Source organism: Candidatus Falkowbacteria bacterium (genome assembly GCA_026396835.1).
Classification (GTDB): domain Bacteria; phylum Patescibacteriota; class Patescibacteriia; order Patescibacteriales; family Patescibacteriaceae; genus Patescibacterium.
This window is the reverse complement of sequence record JAPLWA010000004.1, coordinates 257,044-275,671: the sequence shown is the minus strand read 5'-3', so window position 1 is coordinate 275,671 and position 18,628 is coordinate 257,044. Positions and strand designations below refer to the sequence as shown.

General features: G+C 35.5%; 21 protein-coding genes. 8 read left to right on the top strand and 13 right to left on the bottom strand.

Translation table 11 applies throughout. The features are described from left to right. Position 1 precedes the first annotated feature (1 nt). From NTY12_02505 to NTY12_02495, 3 genes are all read left to right on the top strand, one after another. On the top strand, positions 2-1,303 hold the full coding sequence (locus NTY12_02505) for an FAD-dependent thymidylate synthase (protein MCX6792872.1): 1,302 nt from the start codon (positions 2-4) through the stop codon (positions 1,301-1,303). A gap of 131 nt (positions 1,304-1,434) precedes the next feature. Beyond that, positions 1,435-1,989 (top strand): AAA family ATPase, encoded by a 555-nt coding sequence (locus NTY12_02500; GenBank protein ID MCX6792871.1) that lies wholly within the window; start codon positions 1,435-1,437, stop codon positions 1,987-1,989. Beyond that, positions 1,982-2,647, top strand: coding sequence for a deoxynucleoside kinase (locus tag NTY12_02495; protein ID MCX6792870.1), 666 nt, complete (start codon positions 1,982-1,984; stop codon positions 2,645-2,647). The genes NTY12_02500 and NTY12_02495 overlap by 8 nt, the downstream gene beginning before the upstream one ends. Before the next feature lie 122 nt (positions 2,648-2,769). Here NTY12_02495 and NTY12_02490 read toward each other — a convergent pair whose 3' ends face one another. Together NTY12_02490 and NTY12_02485 are read right to left on the bottom strand one after the other, a co-directional pair. After that, positions 2,770-2,991: a hypothetical protein gene (locus tag NTY12_02490; protein ID MCX6792869.1), complete on the bottom strand. Its 222-nt coding sequence runs from the start codon at positions 2,989-2,991 to the stop codon at positions 2,770-2,772. Positions 2,992-3,147: 156 nt separating this feature from the next. After that, positions 3,148-3,330: a hypothetical protein gene (locus NTY12_02485; GenBank protein MCX6792868.1), complete on the bottom strand. Its 183-nt coding sequence runs from the start codon at positions 3,328-3,330 to the stop codon at positions 3,148-3,150. Positions 3,331-3,483: 153 nt separating this feature from the next. Here NTY12_02485 and gatB point away from each other — a divergent pair, with 153 nt between their 5' ends. The 3 genes from gatB (at position 3,484) to NTY12_02470 (ending at position 7,185) form a co-directional block, all read left to right on the top strand. Continuing rightward, positions 3,484-4,986: an Asp-tRNA(Asn)/Glu-tRNA(Gln) amidotransferase subunit GatB gene (gatB, locus tag NTY12_02480; GenBank protein ID MCX6792867.1), complete on the top strand. Its 1,503-nt coding sequence runs from the start codon at positions 3,484-3,486 to the stop codon at positions 4,984-4,986. Between the two features lie 138 nt (positions 4,987-5,124). Then, the gene (locus NTY12_02475; protein ID MCX6792866.1) at positions 5,125-6,132 is read left to right on the top strand and encodes an NAD(P)-binding domain-containing protein; all 1,008 of its coding nucleotides are present in this window, start codon (positions 5,125-5,127) and stop codon (positions 6,130-6,132) included. Positions 6,133-6,135: 3 nt separating this feature from the next. Continuing rightward, the gene (locus tag NTY12_02470) at positions 6,136-7,185 is read left to right on the top strand and encodes a prepilin-type N-terminal cleavage/methylation domain-containing protein (protein ID MCX6792865.1); all 1,050 of its coding nucleotides are present in this window, start codon (positions 6,136-6,138) and stop codon (positions 7,183-7,185) included. Positions 7,186-7,189: 4 nt separating this feature from the next. On the opposite strand, the gene miaA is transcribed toward NTY12_02470, so the two are convergent. The 11 genes from miaA to NTY12_02415 form a co-directional block, all read right to left on the bottom strand. Then, positions 7,190-8,143 (bottom strand): tRNA (adenosine(37)-N6)-dimethylallyltransferase MiaA, encoded by a 954-nt coding sequence (gene miaA / locus NTY12_02465; protein MCX6792864.1) that lies wholly within the window; start codon positions 8,141-8,143, stop codon positions 7,190-7,192. A 71-nt stretch (positions 8,144-8,214) separates the two neighbouring features. Next, positions 8,215-8,649, bottom strand: a complete 435-nt coding sequence (locus NTY12_02460; GenBank protein MCX6792863.1) for a hypothetical protein — start codon at positions 8,647-8,649, stop codon at positions 8,215-8,217. Between the two features lie 599 nt (positions 8,650-9,248). Next, entirely contained in the window at positions 9,249-9,590 is a 342-nt protein-coding gene (locus tag NTY12_02455) for a hypothetical protein (protein MCX6792862.1), read from the bottom strand. Positions 9,591-9,732: 142 nt separating this feature from the next. Continuing rightward, on the bottom strand, positions 9,733-10,764 hold the full coding sequence (locus tag NTY12_02450) for a hypothetical protein (protein MCX6792861.1): 1,032 nt from the start codon (positions 10,762-10,764) through the stop codon (positions 9,733-9,735). 143 nt (positions 10,765-10,907) lie between these two features. Continuing rightward, complete coding sequence (dnaJ, locus tag NTY12_02445; protein MCX6792860.1) at positions 10,908-11,987, bottom strand: molecular chaperone DnaJ; 1,080 nt, start codon at positions 11,985-11,987, stop codon at positions 10,908-10,910. Positions 11,988-12,115: 128 nt separating this feature from the next. Continuing rightward, positions 12,116-12,397, bottom strand: coding sequence for a DUF3467 domain-containing protein (locus tag NTY12_02440; GenBank protein MCX6792859.1), 282 nt, complete (start codon positions 12,395-12,397; stop codon positions 12,116-12,118). Positions 12,398-12,533: 136 nt separating this feature from the next. Continuing rightward, on the bottom strand, positions 12,534-12,785 hold the full coding sequence (locus NTY12_02435; protein ID MCX6792858.1) for a hypothetical protein: 252 nt from the start codon (positions 12,783-12,785) through the stop codon (positions 12,534-12,536). Between the two features lie 6 nt (positions 12,786-12,791). Beyond that, positions 12,792-14,681, bottom strand: coding sequence for a molecular chaperone DnaK (dnaK, locus tag NTY12_02430; GenBank protein ID MCX6792857.1), 1,890 nt, complete (start codon positions 14,679-14,681; stop codon positions 12,792-12,794). Between the two features lie 16 nt (positions 14,682-14,697). Further along, entirely contained in the window at positions 14,698-15,078 is a 381-nt protein-coding gene (locus NTY12_02425) for an Hsp20/alpha crystallin family protein (protein ID MCX6792856.1), read from the bottom strand. Positions 15,079-15,222: 144 nt separating this feature from the next. Continuing rightward, positions 15,223-15,747: a nucleotide exchange factor GrpE gene (locus tag NTY12_02420; protein ID MCX6792855.1), complete on the bottom strand. Its 525-nt coding sequence runs from the start codon at positions 15,745-15,747 to the stop codon at positions 15,223-15,225. A 5-nt stretch (positions 15,748-15,752) separates the two neighbouring features. Continuing rightward, the gene (locus NTY12_02415) at positions 15,753-16,442 is read right to left on the bottom strand and encodes a hypothetical protein (protein MCX6792854.1); all 690 of its coding nucleotides are present in this window, start codon (positions 16,440-16,442) and stop codon (positions 15,753-15,755) included. Positions 16,443-17,188: 746 nt separating this feature from the next. Between NTY12_02415 and NTY12_02410 the strand changes: the two genes are divergently transcribed. Both NTY12_02410 and NTY12_02405 read left to right on the top strand, forming a co-directional pair. Next, on the top strand, positions 17,189-17,587 hold the full coding sequence (locus NTY12_02410; protein ID MCX6792853.1) for a hypothetical protein: 399 nt from the start codon (positions 17,189-17,191) through the stop codon (positions 17,585-17,587). 51 nt (positions 17,588-17,638) lie between these two features. Next, positions 17,639-18,547 carry a hypothetical protein gene (locus tag NTY12_02405; GenBank protein ID MCX6792852.1) on the top strand — a complete coding sequence of 303 codons (909 nt, stop codon included), beginning with the start codon at positions 17,639-17,641 and terminating at the stop codon, positions 18,545-18,547. Positions 18,548-18,628: the final 81 nt, after the last annotated feature.

Sequence of the window (18,628 nt, the reverse complement as noted above, 5' to 3'; positions counted from 1 at the left end):
TATGGAAGATAAAAAACGTTTAATTTTAATTGAAGACTCTTGTGCTCCAGAGGATAATGCTATGTTACAAGCCTTATATTCTCGTAGCTCAGCAAGTGTCACTGAACACTTAGAAAAAGTTAAGAAGGCTGGCTCTGGAAAATTCATGGAGCAATTTTATGTTGGTTATGGCCATGGCAGTATTGGTGACTGCGGCTCAACAACAATCTTTGTGGAAAGTGTCAGCATATTAGCTGCTAAAGCCATTCAAGATTGGCGTTTATATTCTGGGCAAGAAACTTCCACGCGTTATATTGATATGGCTAAGCAACCAATCATTGATCCTATTAATTCAGCTGAGAGTAAAGAGATTATTAATAGTTGGATGGAATTTTATATTGGCAGTCAGGAGAAAGTTAAAGAACATCTTCGTTTAACTCATCCACGACGCGAAGAAGAAGATGAAAAAGTTTATGAACGAGCTGTCAATGCCCGCGTTTTCGATATTCTAAGATCATTTTTACCATCTGGCATCGCAACTCAATTAAGTTGGCACACAAACTTACGCCAGGCTGCTGATCGCCTAGCCTTATTAAATCATCACCCACTGCAAGAAATAAAAGAAATCTCAAAAGAAATTTTGCGACAACTAAAAGAGAAATATCCCTCAAGTTTTAGTCACAAGCTTTATGAAGGTCAAGAAGCTTATCGAGAAAGTATTTCCAAAGACTATACTTACTACTTTAATCCTGAGTCCCCTACTTTTGATTTTTCAACAAACATAAAAGCTGAATCATTAGCTCCATTTAAGGAAGTAATAAGTGAACGACCAATCAAAACTAATCTGCCTTCATTCTTAGATGAATTAGGTGGTTGTTGGTGCGATTATTTATTAGATTTTGGCTCGTCACGTGATGCTCAGCGCCATCGTAACGGCGTATTCCGTATGCCTTTAGCTACTACACATTTTGGTTTTCATGCTTGGTATTTAGAACAGCTGCCAGAAGATTTGCGAACTCAAGCAAGAGAATTAATCAAAACTCAAACTGAAAGAATTGCCAAACTTAATGTTAGCGAAGAAGAAAAGCAGTATTATGTTTCACTAGGCTTCCTAGTTTCATGCCGCACCTACTACAGTTTGCCACAAATGATTTATGTAACTGAGTTAAGAGCTGATACTACGGTTCACCCAACTTATCGTTTAATCGCTCATCAGATGCACCATGCTTTAGCTAAGAATTTCCCTGATTTGAAATTGCACTCTAATCTGTCTGCTAGCGACTGGGATATTAGGCGTGGTGAACAAGATATAATTAAAAAATAATTTAACTGTCATTCCCGCGCAAGCGGGAACCCAGGAGAAAAACGTATAAGCTTTAAAAATTATTACCCTACAATTAAAGCTCCTACGGTCAACTCCTGGGTCCTAGCTTACGCTAGGATGACAACAAAAATATGATTGTAATTGGCTTAGTCGGACCGCTTTCTGCTGGTAAAGGCAGAGTGTCTGAATACATTGTAAATAAATACGGGGCAAGCCGCCATGGTTTTTCTGATTCGCTTAGAGACGCTATGGACCGACTGCAAATTGAAAAAAACCGAGTAAATTTTCAAGATTTATCAACTTTTTTAAGACAAAGATTTGGTGAAGATCTTTTAGCTAAAGCCATGGCTAAAGACATCAGAGAGGATAATCATGAATATATTGTTGTCGAAGGAATTAGACGCGAAGCTGATATTGCCTACTTAAAGGAAATACCTAATTTTCATTTAGTTGCGATTGATGCTGACATTAAATTGCGTTATGAACGATTAGTCAAAAGATCACAAAACACAGACGATGACAATAAAACATTTGAAGAGTTTGTCGAGGATCATAAAAGAGAGGCTGATGCTTCAGTTCCTATATTGATGACTAAGGCTGAATTTCAGATTGATAATAATGGCAGCGAAGAAGATTTAGATAAACAAATTAATTCTATAATTGAAAAAATAAAACAATATGAGTAAAGGCTTTTTAATAGTCATCGACGGTACGGATGGTTCGGGCAAAAAAACTCAAACCGAATTACTTTATAATTGGTTAAAAGAAAATAATCATCCAGTTGAAAAAATTAGTTTTCCAAGCTATGGTACGCCATCAGCCTATTTTGTTGAAAGATATTTGAATGGTGATTATGGTCAAAAAGCTAATGAAGTTAACCCTCGCTTAAGTTCTATTTTTTATGCTCTTGATCGCTTTGATAAAAGCCAAGCCATCAAAGAAATGTTGGCCGAAGGTAAAATTGTTGTAACTGATCGCTATGTTACTGCTAATATGGGTCATCAAGGCAGTAAGTTCACAGATCAAGCAGCGCTTCGGGAATATTTTACTTGGTTATATGATTTTGAATATGAAATTTGCCAAATTCCTAAACCTGATTTAAATATACTTTTACATGTTAGCTCAGAAATAAACACTAAACTTATTACTAATCGCGGCAACGTTCAAGATATTCATGAAAAAGATCCTGAGCACTTAAAAAAAGCTGAGCTTACTTATCTGGAAATCGCTAAACTTTTTTCTGAAGACATGACCATGATTGAATGCGTCAAAGATGATCAAATTATGAGCCGCGAAGAAATTCACGAAATTATCAAAGCTAAAGTTTCTACTTTAATTAAATAAAAAAGCCGGTTATACGAATATAACCGGCTTACTAAGCGGAGCTGGGTTCTTGTTCTGAGTATCGTCATTATGAGGATCTCATTTACCCTTTTCCGAACTTATTAAATAAGCTCAACTCTGGCTTAGTTTTTTTCTTTGCCGTAAGTTTTATCCAGCATCTCCTGGATAAATGGTCTTGCAAAGTACTGCAATTCTTCGAAAGGAATTTCTAGCTTCTTTGCTAGATTTTTTAATTCCCTTGAAGAGTCGTGAGAAAGCTCAATTCCGAGCTTTCCCAACAAATAACCAATAGCAATCTGAGCAATTTCCGCCCATCTTTTATCAGTCATTTTTGGATTGTCCATTATTTTTTCCTTTTTTAAGGATTTTCTGCGCACCCCGCAGTATAGGTTTCTGCCTTTCGCAAAACTGAATATTTTTCATTAACCGTGAACCCGTTTACTCCTCACTAGCCAACTATTACTAGTCCAGTTCACGTCTAGCGAGGGTCTGTGCTTTGTCTACGAAGACAAAGCATGCAAAGAAACAAAGAATCCGCTTAAAGCGACTCCACCATCTGTCAAAGCTATGACAGATGTTTCCACGTCTAATGGCCAAGAGACTGCGCCCAAAACCATTAAACCGAATCCGCATACCAATAATGGTACTGATACACAGAAGAAAACTAAAAAAGGATGTTTCATTTGATCTCCTTTTTAAAGAACCTTTTTGCGAACCCCGCAACATGGGACAATAAACTATTTTATTGTATCTATATTATATCATATATATCAATATATGTCAAATATAGCCCTGAAAATATGCTAAAGAAACAAAAAATATGCTAAAATAAAGCCATGTACGACATAATTATCGGGCTAGAAATACATGCTGGCCTTAAAACTAAATCAAAGATGTTTTGTTCTTGTGCGAACGAAACCTCTGCTGAAGCAAACACAAATGTTTGCCCAATTTGTCTTGGCCATCCTGGAACACTACCGACTGTCAATAAAGAAGCTGTTGAGAAAACTATTCTGCTTGGTTTAGCCTTAGACTGCACTATTAATCAGCATTCTAAATTTGATCGCAAAAATTATTTTTATCCTGATTTACCAAAAGGCTATCAAATTTCACAGTATGATATCCCCTTTTGTGAAGGCGGCTCATTAGAAGTTAATGACAAAAAAATTGCTATAACCAGAATTCACTTAGAAGAAGACACTGGACGTTTGTCGCATCCAGCATTATCTGATGACTCACTAGTTGACTTCAACCGCGCCGGAACTCCACTTTTAGAATTAGTAACTGAACCAATTATTCCTGATCCTGCCACAGCCAAAGCTTTTGGCCAACGCTATCAGCAAGTTTTGCGCTACTTTAATATTTCTACGGCTGACATGGAAAAAGGAGAAATGCGTTGTGAAGGAAATATCAGCTTACAGACCAAGGGTTCATGGAAATATAAAAATGGCCAGATTATTCCTGTTGGCAAAGCAAAATTGAACGCCAAGGTTGAATTAAAAAATATTAACTCTTTCCGTTCTCTTGAGCGTGCTTTAGAATTTGAAATTAAACGTCAAAGCATTGCCTTAGACAAAGGTGAAACAATTTTACCTGAAACACGTGGCTGGAATGACCAAAAGAGCGAAACTGTCAGACAGCGCGTTAAAGAAACTTCAGCTGACTACCGCTACTTCCCTGAACCTGACTTGCCACCAGTTGTTATTACAAATTCATGGCTTAAAGATATTAAAGCTCGCATGGTTGAATTACCGTGGAAAACAGAAAGTCGTTTAAGAGCAGAATATGGCCTATCTGAATATGATGCCATGGTTGTAGCACTTGATAAAAATCTTTTGTCTTTTACTGAAGACGTTATTTCTGAGTTACAAGCCTGGGTTAAAACTAAAGGTGATAACTGGGAAAGACAAAGAGTTATTTTATCTAAATTAGCTGTTAACTGGATTATTAATGAATTAAGCAAAAACCTTAACGAAAAAAATCAAAGCGCTAAGGATCTAAAATTAACCGCTGAGAACTTAGCTGAATTTATTTTAATGGTTCATCAAGGCAAAATTAATTCTAGTGCGGCGCAAAAAATCTTGAGTGTTATGATGAATAAAGGCGGTGAACCAACTTCTATCATGAATAGTTTAGGTTTAGCGCAAATTGATGATAAGACTGCACTTAAGGAAATTATTAAAAAAATTATCTCAGCCAAACCAGATCAGGTTGAATTATACAAGAAAGGTAAAGTAACAGTTATTCAATTCTTTATCGGTCAAGTTATGGCAGCCAGCAAAGGAGCGGCTAACCCAGCCGTGGTCAAAGAATTATTAGAAGAAGAATTAAAAAAATAATAATTTGTCATTCCCGCGCAAGCGGGAAACCAGGAGTAAAACGTACAAGCTTTAAAAATTATTACTCTACAATTAAAGCTGTTTCGGTCAAATCCTGGATCCTAGCGTTCGCTAGGATGGCATTCTAAAAATAAACCTATGAACATCGCTATTTTTGAAACAAAACCTTGGGAACAGGACATGTTTAAGAAAGAATTAAAAGGGCAAAAGATTACATTTTTTAAGGAACCAATTCAAAAAGTACCTCTTAAAAAGTTTAAAAATACTAATGTCATTACAAGTTTTATTACTTCTAAAATTGACGCGAAAATTATTAAAGAGCTACCAAACCTCAAATTAATTGCTACGCGCTCAACTGGTTTTGATCACATTGACTTAAAGCAATCAACAGCCCAAAAAGTTAAAGTAGTTAACGTGCCAACTTATGGTGAAAACACAGTGGCTGAACATGCCTTTGCCTTAATTTTAAATTTATCAAGAAATGTTTTTAAATCATATTTGCGAAGTTTAAAAAAAGATTACTCTATCGAGGGCTTAAAAGGCTTTGACTTACAAGACAAAACTATTGGTGTTGTTGGTTGTGGCCATATTGGCTTACATCTTATTAGAATTGCTCGCGGCTTTGGTATGGATGTTTTAGTTTATGATATAAATCGAGACAAATTTTTATCAGAAACTCTTAACTTTAAATATGTTGGCTTAAATGAATTGCTAAAAAAGTCAGATGTCATTTCAATGCATCTTCCATACTGCAAAGCAACTCATCACATTATCAACAAAAAGAATATTAAACTAATTAAGAAAGGCGCGATATTAATTAATACCGCTCGCGGTGGTTTGGTTGACACTAGCGCTTTAATCGAGGCACTCGATAAAAAAATCTTAAGAGGAATTGGACTTGATGTTCTAGAAGGTGAGAATTTATTGTTAGAAGAACACCACATGTTGCATCGCGAAAAATCTAATAACAAAGAAATGGCCATGCTTATAAAAGACCATAAACTCCTTGCTAAAGACAATGTAATTTACACGCCGCATATCGCTTTCTATAGTCAAGAAGCGGTTGATAGAATTACTAAGACAACAATTGAAAATATCAAAAGCTTTATAAAAGGCAAGACTGTAAATGAGGTAAAAGCATTATAAAATATGAATCTAAAAAGTGAAAAAGGTTTCACTTTAATTGAATTACTTGTAGTAATAGCCATTATTGGAGTCTTATCCACTATGGCTATTATTGCGTTAGGCAACGCTAGGGCTAAAGCAAGAGACGCTAGAAGAGTAGCAGATATAAAACAAATTAGCACAGCCTTAGAATTATATTACTCAGACTATGGATATTATCCGACAATCATTACTCCAGGTAATGCCCTAGCATCGGCTGATGGTACTAAAATTTATATTAATAACATACCTAATAATCCAAGCCCTAGAAATGACTCAGGTTGTGGTGATAATAACTATACTTACTCTTCTACTCCTGATAACAGCAACTACAGTCTTAACTTTTGTCTTGGTAATAATGTTAACTCTACCTCTGCTGGCGTTAATTCTAGTTCTAGCTCCGGTTTTGGAACCGCTCCTGGCCTAGTTGGTTGGTGGAAATTTGATGAAGGCAGCGGAACAACAGCAATTGATTCTTCTGGAAACAGTAACACCGGAACTTGGAGTGGAGCTGGTATTCACTATAGTTCCGGCAAAACCGGAATTTATGCGGGTCAATTTAATGGCATAAATAATATAAATATTTCAAATTCTTCGAACCTAAACAATAGGTCTATTACAGTTATGGGATGGATTAAAATTACAAACACAAGCAACTGGATGCTTATACTAAAAAATGATTACCCAAATACAGGAACATATTATATATATTCTGATGGCCCTGGCAATGGAGTCAGATGGACTATTTTTGATTCTGTGCGTTATGATGCTGTATATAGCAGCGATCCTGTGATAAATACCTGGAATCATTATGCTGGAGTAGCTAATGCTTCCTTAAATAGCATGACCTTATATGTTAATGGCGTACCTAGAGCTTCAACGTCTAATGCTTCTGTTGGGATTTCTTCAGCTAACATAGTAATCGGCTCTTTTGCTGGTAGTTATTTTACCAATGGCTCTATAGATGACGTTCGAATTTATAATCGTGCTTTATCAGCAGCTGAAATTTTAGCTTTATATAACTCAACAAAATAAAATACTACTTAGAACTTAGGAATTGTTTTACTGTTTTAACTATTTTTTTATTTTCTTTTGCGTTGAACCATTCAATCTCTCTCCCCTGCTTTTCCCATCTTCTAAACCAAGTCATCTGCCTCTTCGCAAACTGACCAGTCGCAATCGACAACTTTTCAATCATCTCAGCTTTGGAAAGTTTTTTTTGTAAATATAAAGCAATGAATTTATATTCTAATCCGAAGCTTTCTAATCGCTTATAACTTAAACCAGCTTCATGAAGTTTCTTAACCTCTTCTATCATATTGTCATCCCAGCGTAAGCTGGGACCCAGTCTATCTAAAATGCGTTGCTTAATTCTTTTACGCAAAGTTTCCATACCCAACTCTAAACCAATTACTAAAAAGTCATAGGGTGGTTTTTTAATTTTTGGTTTTTCAGCAATTATACTTTTACTGGCAGTAATTATTTCTAGATATCTAATCAGTCTTCGTTTGTTATTCTTTTCACTGTTATTAAATCGTTCAAAAAAATTCTTATCAGCCTTAGCAATCATCATCTGAATCTGCTTCAAACTTTTTTTCTCTAAATCACTTCGCTTAGATATCTCAGGTTTTTTGTCAGTTAAAACATAGCCATCAACAACGGCTTGCAAATACAGACCTGAACCACCGACAATTATTGGCAGTTTATCGTGCTTTATAAGGCCTAAAATCGCCTCGTAGGCGGCTTTTTGGTACTTTTTAAGGTCATACTGCTGCTTTGGCAAGGCGACGTCTATAAGGTGATAATTCACCCCATTTCTCCCCTTGTCATACTCAGCCAAATCCTTGCCTGTTCCTACGTCCATACCCTTATAAACCTGTCTTGAATCAGCACTAATAATCTCGCCATTAAATTGGCGAGCCAGCTCTACTCCTAGTTTAGTTTTGCCGGAAGCAGTTGGACCTAGAATAACTACAATCTTAGCTTGTTTCATAAGGCTATTGTACTTGTTTTTTAGAAATTAAAAAAGCCTTGCAGATACCGAAATAAATGCAAGACTTAAAACTATTGTGTAATCCATTTCCATGGACTTTCACAGCCTGTTTCGCGGCGACGATGATAATTTTTAAAACCGTCGGGAATATTGTACGTAACATAGGTTTCTCTGTCACAATAATAGAACCCGTAAAAAATGAGCATTGTTGGCCCAGGCTTTACGTTACAAATATTTACGTAATTAGCCTCGTATAAACCCGCTCCATTTAAGGAAAGGACTTTCGGGATTTTAAATGCATCGCTTCCATCATTCTTCATTAAATACCAATTCGCTTCTCCTTGATTATACATATTATCTACTCTGCTCTTTATGCTAAGTATATATGTTCCATTCGTGATGCAAGCATATACAGGTGGTCTAAACATTCCGCCGTGATAAGAATAATATTTTATTGAATCAAAAAGTACGTCTTTAATATATAAGTAAAGCACTCCTTTTGTCATAAAATATGGCGGGTCAGGAGAGCGCTCCTCAAGAGAATCAAATCTTATTGCTGAATTGGGTAACTCAGAGTATTTTACCAAACCAGTGGAAATGTTTTTGTATAGCGAGACGATTGAGTCTGCGCTAGTCAAAGACCCCTGAGTTGGCTGATTCGAGGAAAGTGTCTCATCCCCGCAGCTAATTACTAAAAGTGAAAGTATTAAAGTTATAAATATTTTTACCATTTATTATCCTGCTCCTTCTGCAGGCTTTTTTAAATGAGCAATTATTATTCAAATAATTTATCCATTTCTGGATATTACATATAATCATACAATTAACGTTTTGTCAAGGTTATCCGAAAAAATATAAAGCCCTGCTGTTAATAAAAACAACAGGGCAAAAACTAACACAAAACTTATTCTTCCTCTTCGTTATCTTCCTCAGCCTCTTTCCAGGGAACTTCGAGATTTGAAAAGTAGACAACGATCTTCATGGATCTATATTGGTACTCAATCGTAATTAGACCGGACTCAATATTACCAATCAATCTGCACTTACTTTTTATATCAGTAGTTTGGATATAAGCTTCATTAATCTCATCAAATCTATAAGCCAGCTAAGTAGCAGATGCGGCCTCGTCAAACCAACGTGGACGTGAATGGCAAGCACTTTTACTTTCAGCCAGAAACTTTTTCAAACCAAGATCATGTTCCGGATAAACTGATATCATCCTGCCTTTATACAAAATATTGAGAGGACAATAGTCTAAATCTTCGCAATTATAGAAGAAGATTCCACATTCATCGCTACTCACGGGCTTACCTGTAAAGACAAAATCATTCACGTCTTTAAATTTTGAATCAACACTTTCAACTATAAAAACTGGTTGAATGAGCTGAGCAAAAGTAGACACAGCTAAAATTGACATTAACAATAAAAAGAGCAATTTTCTCCTCATTCTAAAATTCCTTTCCGATTGTTTTAATTTTTTGTTTGTCAAAACCTTACCCTAAAGACGATAATTAGTCAAGATTAACTAAAAAAATATAGCTCACCTTTTTACGTGTGAGCTATAAATAATTTTGATGCTTTATTGCATCTTAGAAACTTACTGATTCTGAATTTAATTCAGAAAAAGTTCCTTCTATTAATAGTTGATCTCTACGGTAATTATTCTGATCAACTTTATGAAGGTCTTGAGCTAAATAGAAAACTCCGGTTATTTTTTGAGTTATCTTTTGATTTCTGCCCATTACTATAGTGAGGATAGCCGAATTAATTTCTCTGACCGGAATTTCTTTTCGAAAAAGTTCAATATATGCATGGCTTGGCCTCTCTTTAAGTATCTTAAGTTCGAAACCACAATTCTTATATTTACCATGAATGAACGTGCCGTTAATAGTTGAGTAGTCCTTATCTGGAGTATTGTCTATTTTGGCAATTATTCTAAGTCCTGCATCACCGCAACCGTCAAAGGAAGGGATGTAGACCTTACATGTTCTTTGGGAATTAAAATCATAATTACTATACATTGTGGGAAAATTTGCCTTAACTTTTTTGGGGTCCATTGTCAGAAATTCAGGCTTATCAAAGTACGGCCTAACATTCTTAATGTGAATTTTTACCGTTCCGTATTTTCTGTTGATTGTAAATGTAATTTTACCACCCTGACTACTACATTCGTGAGAAGTATTATTCATGCTCATGAACGTGTAATAACCTTCAAGCCAGGTTTTAGAATTGCCTACATAAATCTCTTCTTCGTCTTTCATAACCCACTTAAATGTACCAGATTTTGACTCATTGTTTAGAAATTTATTCAATTCGTCGCTCAACGTAGAAGACAAACTCAGAAAAGTAACTAAAAATTTATCTTCAAATAAGCAGTGTACTTTTTTCCAACCTGTCTGGTCTATAACGTATCCGCTGCTAGTTTTCACACCCACATCATCTGAATTTTTTATAACACCTTCAACTGTAAAATCGACTGAATATGGAAAGTTGGTTGGTGCAGCAAAAATAAAATTCTCGAGATTTGTGCTTTTTTTAATAACAATAACTGGATCTGCCTTTATGACATTTACAATGAATAATGAAGAAATAACGAATAAAACTAAAAATAGCTTTTTCATCTGCGAACCTTTCCTTTAAGTTTATATAATTTGTTTTTTAATATTATAATGTAAAATAGCAATACTAGATAATAACACTTATTTTAAGTATTGTCAATAGTAAACAAAAAAGGCCTATTAAGGCCTAATTTATGTAGTTTTACTTAATTTTTAAACTCTTCTAATAATTGTTTCTGTTTTTTACTTAAATCCGTCGGCGTTTTAACAATTACTTCAACTAAGTGATTACCACGACCATTAGATCTAAGATGCGGCACTCCCCTACTTTTTAGTATAAAAATCTTGCCCGATTGAGTGCCCTCAGGAATTTTCAAACTAACCAAACCATCAACTGTATTAATATCAATTTTAGTACCAAGCGCAGCATCAGGAAAACCAATTGTAGCTTGTGATACAATGTCATCGCCTTTTCTTGTAAAACGATTATCGTTGTTAACTGAAACTTTAATATATAAATCGCCTGTTCCACCGCCTTTAGTGCCAGCTTCACCTTGACCGGTTAAACGAATCATTTCGCCATCAGAAATACCAGCTGGAATCTTTACTGTCATTGTTACATCATCTTTAAACAAACCTGTGCCATGACAATGTTTACAAGGTTTTGTAATAATACGACCTTCACCCTGACAATCTGAACAAGGTGTTTGCATCTGCATAGCGCCTAAAATAGTACGTTGAATTTTCATAACCATTCCAGAGCCATGACAATTTTTACAGGTTTCTACATCAGAACCTTTTTCTGCTCCGGTCCCAGTACAATCTTTACAAGTACTTGTTTTATAAAATTTTATTTCTTTTTCAACGCCGAAAACAGATTCCATAAATGGAATACTAACATTAACCTGTACATCACTACCGCGTGTCGAATGTGAACGACGATTCTGTCCGCCGCCAAATCCAAAAATATCTCCAAAGCCGCCAAACATTTCACTTAGATCATCCATGTTAATGCCTTGTCCGGAAAATCCGTCAAAACCACCAAAACCGCTGGCGCCTTGGCCACCGGCTTGGTTTGAGTAAGCTGAACCAAAGCGATCATATTGTGAGCGCTTGTCTTTATTGCCTAAAACCTGATAAGCCTCATTTATTTCCTTAAACTTAGCTTCATCACCACCATCTTTATCAGGATGATGTTGATGGGCTTTTTTACGAAAAGCTTTTTTTATTTCTTCTTCTGAGGCGGTTTTAGATACATCTAATATATCGTAGTAATCTTTAGACATGAAATACTGTAAATTTTATAGTTTTATAGTTTTTAATTTTTAGTTAATGCTCTAAATTTTTAATTTCAAAACTAAAAATTAAGACAATAAAAATTAAGTATAAAATTACAAAATTAAAAATTATAAAATTAACCTTTGAAGCCAATTTCTTTTTCATTCTGTTCAGCTTGTTTAACTGCACCGAACTGATCTTCGTATTTTTTTAGGTTCTCTGTCATAGCAGCGATAATTCTTTTGAAGTGACCTGGTGTTGTTACAACTTTAGCTGTAACTTTTCCTGAAGCACCAACAATGTTTCCAAAAATTACACGAAATTCTTCCTCGTTATGATCAATCCAAGCAATGTTAGCATATTCACCACCAGGAATTGAATCATTAATTTGAACCTGCTGATTATTTTGTTCGGCCATATTATTTTTTTATTTGTCATCCTAGCGAAAGCTAGGACCCAGGATTTTACCGTATTAACCTTAATTATAGAATAATAATTTTTAAAGTTTGTACGTTTTACTCCTGGGTTCCCGCTTGCGCGGGAATGACAGTTATTTAATTATTTTTCCATTTTTCATATTCTTCAGATTCGCCATATGATTCAGCAAATGCCTTCTCAATTTCATCCCAAGAATAATTGTTTGCTCTATTCAAACCAATATCATCATAAGATAATTTTTCTACATTATCTTTATTAATATTTGCTAAATTTATTTGACCATCTAGATAAGCTAAATAATAGCCATCTTTTGAGACAAATTTATCTATTGGCTCTTTTAATTCACTGCTTATCCCTTCTTTAAACATATATGTTTATTTCTTCTCTTCAAACTCACCTTCAACTGGAGCTTCTGTCTTTGGCTCTTCGGCTTTAGTTTCCTCGGCTTTTGGTTGAGCGTCAGCGGCCTGCTGATACATCGCGGCGCCGATCTTCTGCGCTACTGTATTCAACTCATCCATGGCTTTTTTAATGTCATCATACTTATCAGTATCTTTAACATCTTTCAAAGCTTTTAACTTAGCTTCCAAATCAGTCTTATCTTCAGCTTTCATCTTATCGCCTGATTCACTCAATAATTTATCAGTTTGGAAGACAACTGCTTCAGCTTGATTTTTGACATCAGCTGAATCTTTCTTCTTTTTGTCTTCATCAGCGTGTAGTTCAGCTTCTTTACGCATCTTCTCAACTTCTTCTTTAGACAAACCTGAAGAAGCAGTAATCGTAATGTGCTGAGCCTTACCTGAGGCTTTATCAGTGGCTTTAACATTTAGAATTCCGTTAGCATCAAGATCAAAACCAACTTCAACCTGAGGAATTCCTCTTGGGGCTGGTGGAATACCATCTAAAATAAATCTGCCTAGACTCTTATTGTCGCTAGCCATCGGTCGTTCACCTTGAACTACATGAATTTCAACGCTGGTTTGAGAATCGGCTGCTGTTGAGAAAATCTGAGATTTTGATGTTGGAATAGTTGTATTTCTTTCAATCAAAGGCGTGGCGACGCCGCCCAACGTCTCAATACCTAGGGTTAACGGTGTAACATCTAGTAATAAAACGTCGCGAATATCACCTTGCATAACACCAGCTTGAACCGCAGCGCCCAAAGCAACAACTTCGTCTGGGTTAACAGTTAAGTTTGGCTCTTTACCAAAGAAAGCTTTTACTTTTTCTAAGACTAAAGGCATACGAGTCATACCACCAACCATAATGATTTCTTGTAAATCATTAACTGTCATACCAGCATCAGCTAAAGCTTTTTTACATGGTTCAATTGTTTGCTCTACTAAATCACCAACTAATGATTCTAGTTTTGCACGAGTCATTTTCATAACTAAGTGCTTTGGACCTGAGGCATCTGATGTAATAAATGGTTGATTGATTTCAGTCTCAGTTACTGTTGATAATTCAATCTTAGCTTTTTCGGCCGCTTCTTTAATACGTTGTAGAGATAGTGTGTCTTTTGATAAATCAATTCCTTGATCTTTCTTAAATTCATCAATAATCCAGTTAACTAAAATCTGGTCAAAGTCTTCACCACCTAAGTGAGTGTTACCATTAGTTGATTTAACTTCAACTGTATCTTCAGAAATTTCCAAAATAGAAACGTCAAAAGTTCCGCCACCTAAATCATAAACCGCAACTTTCTGACCTTTCTTTTTATCAAAGCCATAAGCTAGCGCGGCGGCGGTTGGTTCGTTAATAATACGCTTAACATCTAAGCCAGCGATTTTACCAGCGTCTTTGGTTGCCTGTCTTTGACTGTCATCAAAATATGCCGGCACTGTAATAATAGCTTCAGTAATTTTTTCACCAATCTTAGCTTCAGCATCAGCTTTTAATTTTGACAAAATCATAGCTGAAACTTCTTGCGGTGTGTATTCTTTATCTTGAATTTTTACTTTAACGCCATCGCCAGATTGAGTAATCTTATAAGGCATGTTCTTTAAGTCGCGTTGAACCTCTGGATCATCAAAACGACGACCAATTAAACGCTTAACCGCAAAGATTGTATTCTCTGGGTTAGTTACAGCCTGACGCTTAGCAGTTAAACCAACTAAACGTTCGCCGGTTTTAGAAACCGCAACAATCGAAGGAGTTGTTCTATTGCCTTCAATGTTTTCAATAATTTTTGGTTGACCACCTTCCATGATAGCCATGGCGCAGTTAGTGGTTCCCAAGTCAATTCCAAGTATTTTTGCCATAAATTTTTATAATATATTATTTAGTCTCGATCTTTATCTTATTCGGCTTCGCTTCTGGCGCTTTCGGAATCATGATCTTTAAAATACCAGATTCTGAAATTGCCTTCGCTTCATTGCCTAAAACATGAGTCGGTAGTTGAACGCTGCGGTAGAAGCTACCACGACGAATCTCTTTCCGGTAATAATTCTTTTCGTCAATTTCACTTTGTTTCTCAGCTTCGCCTTTAATTGATAAAATATCATTCTCAATTGAGATATCGACCTTAGCTGGATCAATTCCAGCAAGTTGTGTCTCTACAATGACATTATCTTTATCTTCATACATGTCGATGGCCGGAATGCTTCCCATTTCTTCAAATGGCTCAAGCATTGGCATCCATTTAATTAGTGAGCTCATATGGTTGTCTTGTCATCCTGGCGAAGGCCAGGATCCATTATTTCGTATTACCTCGATATAAACCTATTAGTTTTTATTTCGTAATAATTACGTTAACATGGATCCTGAAACAAGTTCAGGATGACACATTGATTAATAAATGATTTAATTTTTTCCGCCAGGGGCGGATCCGCCTTTGGCGGAAATTTTATAAACCGAAACTCTTGCTGGGATAATTACTTTGTCATGCAAGAGATAACCACCCTTCAACTCATTAGCTACTGTTTCATCCAATTTTTTATCTGTGCTATCTGTGGTCTCGACTGCTTCCATTAAATTGTGATCAAACTTTTTATCTTTAGTTTCAATCTCTTTTATTCCATTATCTTCTAATGTCTTTTTAAATTGCTGAATAACATGCTGTAAACCAATTAACCAATTCTTATCTCCGTCAGAGGGATAATGAACTAGGGTAAGTTTTAAATTATCATACACCGGAAGTAATTCTAAGATTAAAGCTTCGTTAGCATACATTGCTAAATCAATTCTTTCCTTAGCGGTCTGCTTTAATAAATTTTGATAGTCAGCTAAGGCTAATTTGTATTTATGATCTAATTCATCGCAGCGTTTTTGACAATCGTCATGATTATCATCTGCCTGATCAACTATTTGTTCCTCTTGTTCGTCCATAGAAATTAATTATTTTTTAATGATAATTGATTAACCAAGTAGTTAATGCGCGCTTTATTGGCAGCATAATCCATTCTAACCGGACCAACTAGACCAATTAAGCCAACTCTATCGCGGGCTTGATAACGGCTTAAAATTGCACCAGAAAAAATTCCAAAAGGACTTTCATGACCAATTTTGATTTCTGGAGTAAAGCTAACTTGTTCAAAAATTTCGCCAACAATATCATCAATGCGATCAATAATAGATGAAACATCATAAACTAATTGTGGTTGATTAAATTCTGGTTGCTGCAGAAGATTAGAAATGCCGGTGTAATAAACATTATATTTATGGAATGCCCAAATCACAGCAACGCCAGATAAAGCAGCTAATTGTTTAACAGCTTGTTTAACTTCTAATTCATCATCGCTAGTTGCGCCGATCAATAAATCAGTTTCTTTCTTGCTTAATGGCTTATCAACTAGTTCGCTAGCATATTGAGCATAGGCCTTTTCAGTTGGTACGCGACCAGCTGAAGTATATGGCTGAACAATCCAGCCATCTTCCTCTAATTCAGCCATATCATTACGAACCGTAGCCGAAGAAACAGGTACATGGTACTTTTCCACAATAGAACTAGAAGCAACTGGACAGCCAGAAGCAATATGTTCCTTAATTATTATTTCTAATATTAGCCTTTTTCTTTCTTCCATAAAATATATTATCTCTAAACATTGTCATTTTATCATTATTAGCAGTCACGCGTCAAGAGTGCTAATAAGACTTGACATATAGTAAATATTATGATATAAAATTACTATGAAGTTCTTTTTTCAAATATTAAACAGGAGTCGCTTTGAGTAAAACGGTAGTCGTTTTTGCCTTAGTAGCAAGTTTCTTCACCGGTATTACGGCCGGTATATTGAGTAATAACTTTGATATTTTCGTAACGGTAACATTGGCTATGTTTTTCTTTCTTGGTTATTTGGATATGAAAAAATAAAAACAAAGAGTAAAGGCGTTGATTTCCATTCGTGGTCATTAACGCTTTTTTATTTCTTAAAATATTTGACGGGAGATGATTACACCGCAACAAAATTGCGTATTTAGCATACGTTGACACAATTATAGTATTGTAGTATAATCTCGTTGTTAACTGCACCTTAAAAAAGTGAGTATTTTCTATATTAGCTAAATTTTCCAAGCTTCTTAAAATTTAAGCGGCTAAGAAAATTTAACTAATATTTTTAAAACTCAAAAAATAGCGTAAATGAAAAAATTAACAAAGAAAGACCTATGGACAATTATTTGCATTCATTTAATTTATGAACAAATAAAGTACATTAGTTATTTCAAAAGAATCGCAGAAAGGGCTGACGATGGCAACAAACAAGCAAAACTTGATAGACTTGAAGAAGAGACGAATAAAACAAGGTTATCAATTCTGAAACTAAAAAGCTTGCCAATCCCATTCGAAGTGCGAGACTATTGTCTACACTTAGAGAACATGTGGAAATGGAAAGGAAGATACGGACAGTATCTTGGCTCACTGAGATATCAGGGTACAATCGGTTTTCTAACCTATCTATTTCCATCTATCTGCGATATGCAACTGTATTTGCATAGTCGCCTGCCAATGATGGTAGATCTAAAATATACAGCAGACGACAAAAGTGGAGTCAGTTTTATTACTGACGGTAAAGTAATTCTAAACATATCAATTGAAGGCGAAATTAGCTTCAAGGATAATGAAATTGCGGCAGGCTTTCTTTTGTTCCTGAATGATGCATTTGGTTCTGGCAACATTCCAAGCCATGAACAGTTTATGAATGAGGATTTTTCACGATTCTTAAATTAAAAACTATTTTGCACAGTCAAAGTATTATTAAAACAATTTTTTCAAAAACAATTGCAAAGAATGGAAAACAAAAAGGATAAATTTATCAAAGTTAGGGCTGAGGTTCAAGCCAAGGGAATTAAAAACTTCGTTGATTATGAGGCTAAAAGAACAAAAGAAAAATGGCCAAGCAGACCAGAAAGAGAGTTTAAGAACTTTGGCTGGAATGGATGGATTGACTTCCTAAACTGCGAAACTAAGCTAGCGAAATTTGCTCGTATCAAGAAAGAAGTACAAGCGTCGGGGGTCAAAAATTATTCGGAATACGAATCCCAAAGAAATAAATACAACTGGCCAGCGAGACCGGAAAGAGAATTTCATAAGTTAGGCTGGCAAGGCTGGGAAGATTTTCTTAATACTAAACTAGTAAAAAGAAAACCGAAAGCAACACAAAAATCACGGATACCATTCAGTCTTCTTAAAATCAAGGTTAATAAGTTAAACATAAAGAGTTTAACGGATTATCTTAAGATGGCTGCGCAAGAGCTGGATTGGCCAACTAATCCAAGAGATTATCCTGAGTTTACGACTTTTGACGATTTCTTCGAGAGACATATTATTTCACTGGAAGAACTACGCGATGAGGTCACTAAACACAAAATTTCCTCAAGACAGCACTATACGAATTTCAGACGGGAAAATATCCTAACTAAGTGGCCGGCAAATCCAAATCAAAAAATCTACAAAGATTGGGTTGGTTGGAATAACTTGCTCAACATAGATAGACCGGAAACAATAAAGAAGAAAGACTTTCTACCATATGAAGTTTTAAAGTATTTCTTGAAGAGGAATTGTATTACATCATATGATGAATACAGATTAAAACGTAAAGCAGAAGAAGGCTGGCCCTCAAATCCATATGTCCACTATAAAAATACCGGAGAATGGAAAAGCTATCCCGATCTCTTCGGAAAATGTTAATTTAAATATCAGTTCAAGCGTTAGTGTCGGTTACCATTGGTTTCCGACACTTTTTTATTTGTTTTTTTGACCACAGCAGAT

Excerpts from the sequence above, each read along its gene's own strand:
- NTY12_02505 (MCX6792872.1), top strand. The coding sequence starts at position 2 with ATGGAAGATAAAAAACGTTTAATTTTAATTGAAGACTCTTGTGCTCCA.
- NTY12_02500 (MCX6792871.1), top strand. The coding sequence starts at position 1,435 with ATGATTGTAATTGGCTTAGTCGGACCGCTTTCTGCTGGTAAAGGCAGA.
- NTY12_02495 (MCX6792870.1), top strand. The coding sequence starts at position 1,982 with ATGAGTAAAGGCTTTTTAATAGTCATCGACGGTACGGATGGTTCGGGC.
- NTY12_02490 (MCX6792869.1), bottom strand. The coding sequence starts at position 2,991 with ATGGACAATCCAAAAATGACTGATAAAAGATGGGCGGAAATTGCTCAG.
- NTY12_02485 (MCX6792868.1), bottom strand. The coding sequence starts at position 3,330 with ATGAAACATCCTTTTTTAGTTTTCTTCTGTGTATCAGTACCATTATTG.
- gatB (MCX6792867.1), top strand. The coding sequence starts at position 3,484 with ATGTACGACATAATTATCGGGCTAGAAATACATGCTGGCCTTAAAACT.
- NTY12_02475 (MCX6792866.1), top strand. The coding sequence starts at position 5,125 with ATGAACATCGCTATTTTTGAAACAAAACCTTGGGAACAGGACATGTTT.
- NTY12_02470 (MCX6792865.1), top strand. The coding sequence starts at position 6,136 with ATGAATCTAAAAAGTGAAAAAGGTTTCACTTTAATTGAATTACTTGTA.
- miaA (MCX6792864.1), bottom strand. The coding sequence starts at position 8,143 with ATGAAACAAGCTAAGATTGTAGTTATTCTAGGTCCAACTGCTTCCGGC.
- NTY12_02460 (MCX6792863.1), bottom strand. The coding sequence starts at position 8,649 with ATGACAAAAGGAGTGCTTTACTTATATATTAAAGACGTACTTTTTGAT.
- NTY12_02455 (MCX6792862.1), bottom strand. The coding sequence starts at position 9,590 with ATGAGGAGAAAATTGCTCTTTTTATTGTTAATGTCAATTTTAGCTGTG.
- NTY12_02450 (MCX6792861.1), bottom strand. The coding sequence starts at position 10,764 with ATGAAAAAGCTATTTTTAGTTTTATTCGTTATTTCTTCATTATTCATT.
- dnaJ (MCX6792860.1), bottom strand. The coding sequence starts at position 11,987 with ATGTCTAAAGATTACTACGATATATTAGATGTATCTAAAACCGCCTCA.
- NTY12_02440 (MCX6792859.1), bottom strand. The coding sequence starts at position 12,397 with ATGGCCGAACAAAATAATCAGCAGGTTCAAATTAATGATTCAATTCCT.
- NTY12_02435 (MCX6792858.1), bottom strand. The coding sequence starts at position 12,785 with ATGTTTAAAGAAGGGATAAGCAGTGAATTAAAAGAGCCAATAGATAAA.
- dnaK (MCX6792857.1), bottom strand. The coding sequence starts at position 14,681 with ATGGCAAAAATACTTGGAATTGACTTGGGAACCACTAACTGCGCCATG.
- NTY12_02425 (MCX6792856.1), bottom strand. The coding sequence starts at position 15,078 with ATGAGCTCACTAATTAAATGGATGCCAATGCTTGAGCCATTTGAAGAA.
- NTY12_02420 (MCX6792855.1), bottom strand. The coding sequence starts at position 15,747 with ATGGACGAACAAGAGGAACAAATAGTTGATCAGGCAGATGATAATCAT.
- NTY12_02415 (MCX6792854.1), bottom strand. The coding sequence starts at position 16,442 with ATGGAAGAAAGAAAAAGGCTAATATTAGAAATAATAATTAAGGAACAT.